This is a genomic window from Kitasatospora putterlickiae, assembly GCF_039527695.1.
Taxonomy (GTDB): Bacteria; Actinomycetota; Actinomycetes; order Streptomycetales; family Streptomycetaceae; genus Kitasatospora; species Kitasatospora putterlickiae.
The window spans coordinates 1-5,279 of sequence record NZ_BAAAKJ010000479.1 but is presented as its reverse complement, the minus strand read 5'-3'; the positions used below and the strand labels follow the sequence as shown (position 1 = coordinate 5,279).

The 5,279-nt window shown below is 74.4% G+C and carries 6 protein-coding genes; 1 reads left to right on the top strand and 5 read right to left on the bottom strand.

Annotated elements, in window-relative coordinates:
* Positions 1-16: 16 nt before the first annotated feature.
* The 4 genes from ABD308_RS37370 to ABD308_RS37355 form a co-directional block, all read right to left on the bottom strand.
* Positions 17-955: an aldo/keto reductase gene (locus ABD308_RS37370; protein WP_344345101.1), complete on the bottom strand. Its 939-nt coding sequence runs from the start codon at positions 953-955 to the stop codon at positions 17-19.
* 108 nt (positions 956-1,063) lie between these two features.
* Complete coding sequence (locus ABD308_RS37365; RefSeq protein ID WP_344345098.1) at positions 1,064-1,972, bottom strand: helix-turn-helix domain-containing protein; 909 nt, start codon at positions 1,970-1,972, stop codon at positions 1,064-1,066.
* Between the two features lie 176 nt (positions 1,973-2,148).
* Positions 2,149-2,499: a paraquat-inducible protein A gene (locus ABD308_RS37360; RefSeq protein ID WP_344345095.1), complete on the bottom strand. Its 351-nt coding sequence runs from the start codon at positions 2,497-2,499 to the stop codon at positions 2,149-2,151.
* 5 nt (positions 2,500-2,504) lie between these two features.
* Positions 2,505-3,524, bottom strand: a complete 1,020-nt coding sequence (locus ABD308_RS37355) for a hypothetical protein (RefSeq protein WP_344345092.1) — start codon at positions 3,522-3,524, stop codon at positions 2,505-2,507.
* 192 nt (positions 3,525-3,716) lie between these two features.
* Between ABD308_RS37355 and ABD308_RS37350 the strand changes: the two genes are divergently transcribed.
* On the top strand, positions 3,717-4,532 hold the full coding sequence (locus ABD308_RS37350; RefSeq protein WP_344345089.1) for a thioesterase family protein: 816 nt from the start codon (positions 3,717-3,719) through the stop codon (positions 4,530-4,532).
* A gap of 147 nt (positions 4,533-4,679) precedes the next feature.
* On the opposite strand, the gene ABD308_RS37345 is transcribed toward ABD308_RS37350, so the two are convergent.
* On the bottom strand, positions 4,680-4,991 hold the full coding sequence (locus ABD308_RS37345) for a hypothetical protein (RefSeq protein WP_344345086.1): 312 nt from the start codon (positions 4,989-4,991) through the stop codon (positions 4,680-4,682).
* Positions 4,992-5,279: the final 288 nt, after the last annotated feature.

The following is a 5,279-nucleotide window of genomic DNA, read 5'->3' as shown; positions in this document are numbered from 1 at the left end:
CCCCCTCGGGACGTCCCTACAGCGCGGCCGCGTCCAGCCGCTCGCGCTGCTCCGCCGTCAGCGTCACGTCGAGGGCGCCGAGCGCCTCGTCGAGCTGGGCGACCTTGCTCACCCCGACCAGCGGCAGGATCCCCGCCTCGTGGTCGAGCAGCCAGCTGAGCGCCACCTGGTTGACGGTCGCGCCGGTCTCCTCGGCCACCGCGCGCAGGGCGGCGAGCCGCTTCGGCGTGCCGGGGTGGTCGTAGGCGGCGCCGATCTCGACGTCCTCGCGGGTGAGGCCGCCGGACAGGATCGGGCTGTAGACCCAGAGCCGCAGGTCGCCCTCGGAGCGGACGTAGTCGAGGAGCTCCGGCGTCACGTGGACGTGGGCGGAGGAGGGCAGCGGCACGTCGAAGCGCGGCTGGAGGTACGAGTACCGGTACTGCAGGTGCGAGTAGCGCGGCCCCTCCCCGGCGAGCGCGCGGGCCCGCTCGACCCGCCACACCGCGTGGTTGCTGGCGCCGACCGCGCCCGCTTTCCCCGAGGTCACCAGGTCGGCCAGGGTCCCCACGGTCTCGGCGAGCGGCACCGAGCGGTCCTCGATGTGCGTCCAGTACACGTCGACGCGGTCCGTGCCGAGGCGCCGCAGGCTGCCCTCGATCCCGGCCCGGACCGCCTTCCCGGACAGCCCCTCCGCCGCTTCGAGCCCGGCCCCGGGCACCGTGGGCCGAGCCCCCACCTTGGTGCTGATGACGACCTGGTCCCGCGCCTTGCGGTCGGCCAGCCAGCGCCCGATGACGGCTTCGCTCTCGTCCCCGGTCGCGCCGTCGAGCCAGAACGCGTAGTTGTTCGCGGTGTCCAGGACCGTCCCGCCGTGCTCGACGAAGTGGTCCAGGAGCCGGAACGAGGTCTCCTCGTCGACGATCGTGCCGAAGCCCAAGGTCCCGAGGACGACGGTCCGCTGAGGAACAGTCATGGTCTCGCATCCCTCCCGTTGTGGTCTGGACCATTCAAGTCCCCTTCGCGATCACCCGCAACAGCCGCACTCTGGGCGATCCCCCGCGGACTCGAAACGCCCTCGCGACTACCGGTCCACGGCGTCGGACTCGAAGAAGTCGCTGAAGCAGCCGACCTCCCGTGCCGCCGCGAGGCGGCTCGCGGGAGCCGACAACCGGTCGGCGATGTCGCGGAGTTCGCCGGGCGTCCGGCCGGACAGGGCGCGGAAGTCCCGGTTCATGTGGGCCTGGTCGTGGTAGCCGCTCGTCGCCGCCACGTCGGCGAGGGTGAGGTGGCCGAGGCCGGACAGGACGAGCGCGCGCTGGAAGCGCAGGATCCGGGACAGGGTCTGCGGCGGGACGCCGACGTGCTCCCGGAACACGTGCTGGATCCGGCGCTCGCCCCGGCCCGTCGCGGCGGCGAGGTCCCGCGCGGTCAGTCCGCCGTGCGCGTCGCGCAGCCGCCGCCAGGCCTCGACGGCGAGGTCCACGGCGGGCGGCGCGTCCGCGAGCCGAGGCCTGAGGGCGGCGTCGACGACGGCCCAGCGGGCGGCCCAGTCCGGCGCCTCCGCCAGCCGCTCGGTGAGCCTCGCCGTCCAGCCGGGGCCCATGGCCTCGTCCGGGTGGACGGCGGCGTTGGTGAGCAGGTGCAGCGGCAGGCGGAAGACGCGAAACGCCCCGATGGCCGTGAACTCCACCTCCACCGCGTGGCCCGACCCCCGGTAGCCCGCCACCACCGGGGCCGTCTGCAGGCCCGCGATCATCGCGTGCCGCGTCTCCTCGCGCTCCGCGTCGCCCAACCCCTGCCGGACGTACAGCGGTTCGCCCCAGCCCACCAACAGGGTCACGGCCGCGCTGGGCAGCGTGACCCTCGGGCGCTGGACGCCGGCCGTCCGGTACCCGCGGCACCGCACGACGTCGCCGCGCATCCACTCCGGCGGCCGCCGCTCGACGTTCTCACCCCGGCCCTCCCCCGGCCCGGAGTCCTCCGCGTCCACCGCCCCTCCTCCCCCACGGCCCATCGGGTTCGCTTTCGTACAAGGAACGACCGGCCCCGCGGCCTCATCCTGAACGGGCACCCCCTGGTGCCGGCCCCGCGCGGGGGGCGGGGCCGCCACCGGGCGGGAACTCCGGAGCGGGAGGTCGGACCGGCCGACCCCCGGGCCGGAGCGGTTCACCCCGCCGTCCGCTCCCAGGGGATCTCGCGGCGCGACAGCGCCCGCGCCCGCGGCTCGCCCGAACGGCGGGCGAACAGGATGCGCTCGCGCACCTCGTGGCGGGTGCGGGGGCGGTAGCCCGGACCTCCGCAGCAGCTCTTGTGGAAGCCGATGCCGGCGTGCAGCAGCAGGGTGAGGGTGCGCCAGGCGGCGGTGTCCCGGCGCGGCGGGGCGGCGAAGGCGGAGCCCGCGTGGATCAGCGTCCCGGCACAGCGCGGGCAGCGCCGCTCGTCGCCCGGCCTGCCGTAGGGCTGCTTGTAGGAGGCCCGGCAGGGCAGGCAGACGTAGGAGGTCTTCGTGTAGGCCACACGGCTCACCGTACGACACGGCCGCCCGCCCGGACGACGGCTTTTCCGTCCAGCACCGCCCGCTTGTCCTGGTAGGGGCAGGCCAGTTGCTCCTGGATGGTGTCGGAGAGCAGGTCCTCCTGCCCCTTGAGCGCGTCGGCGATCTCCTGGTCGACGGGGAAGACCAGTTCGGCGGCCACGTTGTCCTGCACGATCCGGGCGAGGTTGTCGAGGGCGGTGAGGACGGGGTCGGCCGGCGTCTCGGCGGTGGGCAGGTCGATGAGGTGCGTGGCCACGGCGGCCGGGTCCATGAACCGCCGGATGATGATGCTGTTCTGGTTGAGCACCGAGGTCGTCCACAGCGAGAGCACCACCACGTAGAGGCCCTTCCACCGCTGCTCCCCCACCCGGCGCCGCCAGCGCCGCATCACCGCCTCCACCCCGGCGATCTGGGCCTTGGCGGCGTGGTACATGTTGGTGCGGATGTCGCCGTACACGCCGCCGCTGAAGTCGGTGAAGGCCCTGATCAGCTCGGCGCCGGACATCGGACGCTCGACGGCCCGCGCGATGAAGCGCAGCGCGCCGTCCAGGATCCGCCGCGAGGACGCGGCCAGTTCGCGCGGCAGGCCGGCGGCGCCGAGCTGCTGGCGGGCGACGGTCAGGGTGGCCGCGAAGTCCTGGAGCGGCCGCACCCAGCCGCGCCCCTCGGGGCCCTTGAGGTACGGGGCGAGGATCGTGTAGATGCCGAGCGGCACGTGGGCGATCGACTTCGCCAGCTCGAACACCTCGGCGACGGGGTGCAGCGACTCGCGCTCCCCACCGTCGACCAGGGTGTACCGGCCGCCCCGGGAGTCGTTCTGCACGACGATCACCGGGGTGAGGCGGGTGGTCAGCCCGGCCTTCAGGGCGGCGTAGTCGCGCCGCATGTCGGCGTTGACGGCGAGCAGCGCGTCACGCGCCCGCCGCTGCGGCGCGGAGCGGAAGGCCACCAGGTCGAGGTCGTGCGGATCGATGTCCGCCGCGTGGTCGTTCCGGTACTGCGCCATCGTGCGCCCCACTTCCCGGTCGCGGATCGTTCCCTCCCCACGGTCCCGGTCCCGGTGTCCCGGCCGACAGGGCCGGTCGTCCCGTTCGCCGCCGGTTTGACCCACTGTGCGATAGATCACGGCGACCGCCGGCGCCCCCGCCACCTACGATTCGGGAACGATGCACCCGCCCCGGTCGAGGAGACGGCACCCGTGACCACCAGCACGAGCCCGCGCGAGAGCGGTAACGAGAGCTACTACGAGCGGACGGGCGAGCACACCTTCAAGCCCACCGCGCACGCGGGCGGTGCGTGGAGCGCCGACGAGCAGCACTTCAGCCCGCTGGCCGGCCTGGTCGTGCACGCGATCGACCAGCACCTCGCCCAACGCCCCGGCGGCCTGCTGCTCTCCCGGATCAGCTACGACATCCTCGGCCGGATCGCGCTCGACGAGTGCGAGATCACCGTGGAGACCGTCCGCCCCGGACGCACCATCGAGCTCCTCGAAGCGACCGTGACGACCGGCGGCCGCGCCGTCGTCCGGGCCCGCGCCTGGCTGCTGGCGGCCCTGGACACCTCGGCCGTCGCCGACAGCCCGCGCGAGCCGCTGCCCGCGCCCGACAGCCTCCCGGCCTGGGCCATGGACGACGCCTGGGACGGCGGCTACATCTCCTCGATCGACGTCCGCCGCGTGCCCCCGACCCGCCGGGGCCGCGCGACGGCCTGGCTGACCTCCCGCGTCGACCTGGTCGCGGGCGAGCCGAGCAGCCCCCTGGCCTCCTTCATCGCCATGGTGGACACCGCCAACGGCATCGCCCCGCAGCAGGATCCGACGGCGTGGATGTTCCCCAACGTCGATCTGACCATCCACCTTCACCGCACCCCGGACGGCCCGTGGACCGGCCTCGACACCACCGTCACCTTCGGCCCGACCGGCCAGGGCCTCACCAGCACCGTCCTGCACGACGTCCACGGCCCGGTCGGCCAGGCCGAACAGATCCTCACCGTCCGGCCGCAGCCCCGCCCCTGACCGGGCCCGCCCGCCCGCCCGTCCGCCCGACGACGACGGCGGCAGTGGAGTCAGCAGCCGGGGCCGGTCGGCGCGGACGACGTCAGGCTGATCGCGGCCGTCCGCAGCTCGGCGGCCCACGTCCGCGGGTGGAGTCCGACGGCGTGGTCAAGGCAGCACACGCATGGCGGGATCAGCCGCCCGAATGACCGCTCCTCCTCGGTTTCGACCTCCGTCTCCCCCCAACTCGTCCGTCGCGAGGTCGGCGGCGTCGATCTCCCGGTCGACGAGCCTCGCCGCCAGTCGGCGCAGGGCGGGGCGCCGTGCCAGAACCGGATCGGGCAGGGCGATCCCGGACTCGGAGCGTGCCCGCTCGAACGCGTCGCGGAAGTCGTGCGTGTCCGCGGTGCGCGGCAGGCCGGCGAGCTCGCACAGCGTCAGGGTGTCCAGCCCGGCCGCGAGTGCCTCGGCAGCGATCATCGGCAGGTCCTCCGGGCGGCTCTCGTCCGCCCGGTAACGGCACGCCACCTCACCCGGTGCCGCGAGACCGCCCTGCGTCGGGGCTTCCGGTTCCCGTGTCGCTTCCACTGGTCGCACGGCTCCCACCATGCCGCCACCGCTCCCGAGGAGGCCGCCCGGGCGGCGGTGTCGTCGGCGCCCGGCCCGGAGACGGGTCGATCACCCGCTTCGGGAAGGCCCCGCCGCCGTGCGTCGCGCCGGTTTCGGGCAGCCGCGTCAGGCCCCCGGACCCGCCGCGTAGGCCAGCGG

Bases quoted from the DNA above. Each gene is read 5' to 3' on its own strand.
- ABD308_RS37355 (WP_344345092.1), bottom strand. From the start codon at position 3,524: ATGGCGCAGTACCGGAACGACCACGCGGCGGACATCGATCCGCACGAC.
- ABD308_RS37345 (WP_344345086.1), bottom strand. From the start codon at position 4,991: ATGATCGCTGCCGAGGCACTCGCGGCCGGGCTGGACACCCTGACGCTG.
- ABD308_RS37370 (WP_344345101.1), bottom strand. From the start codon at position 955: ATGACTGTTCCTCAGCGGACCGTCGTCCTCGGGACCTTGGGCTTCGGC.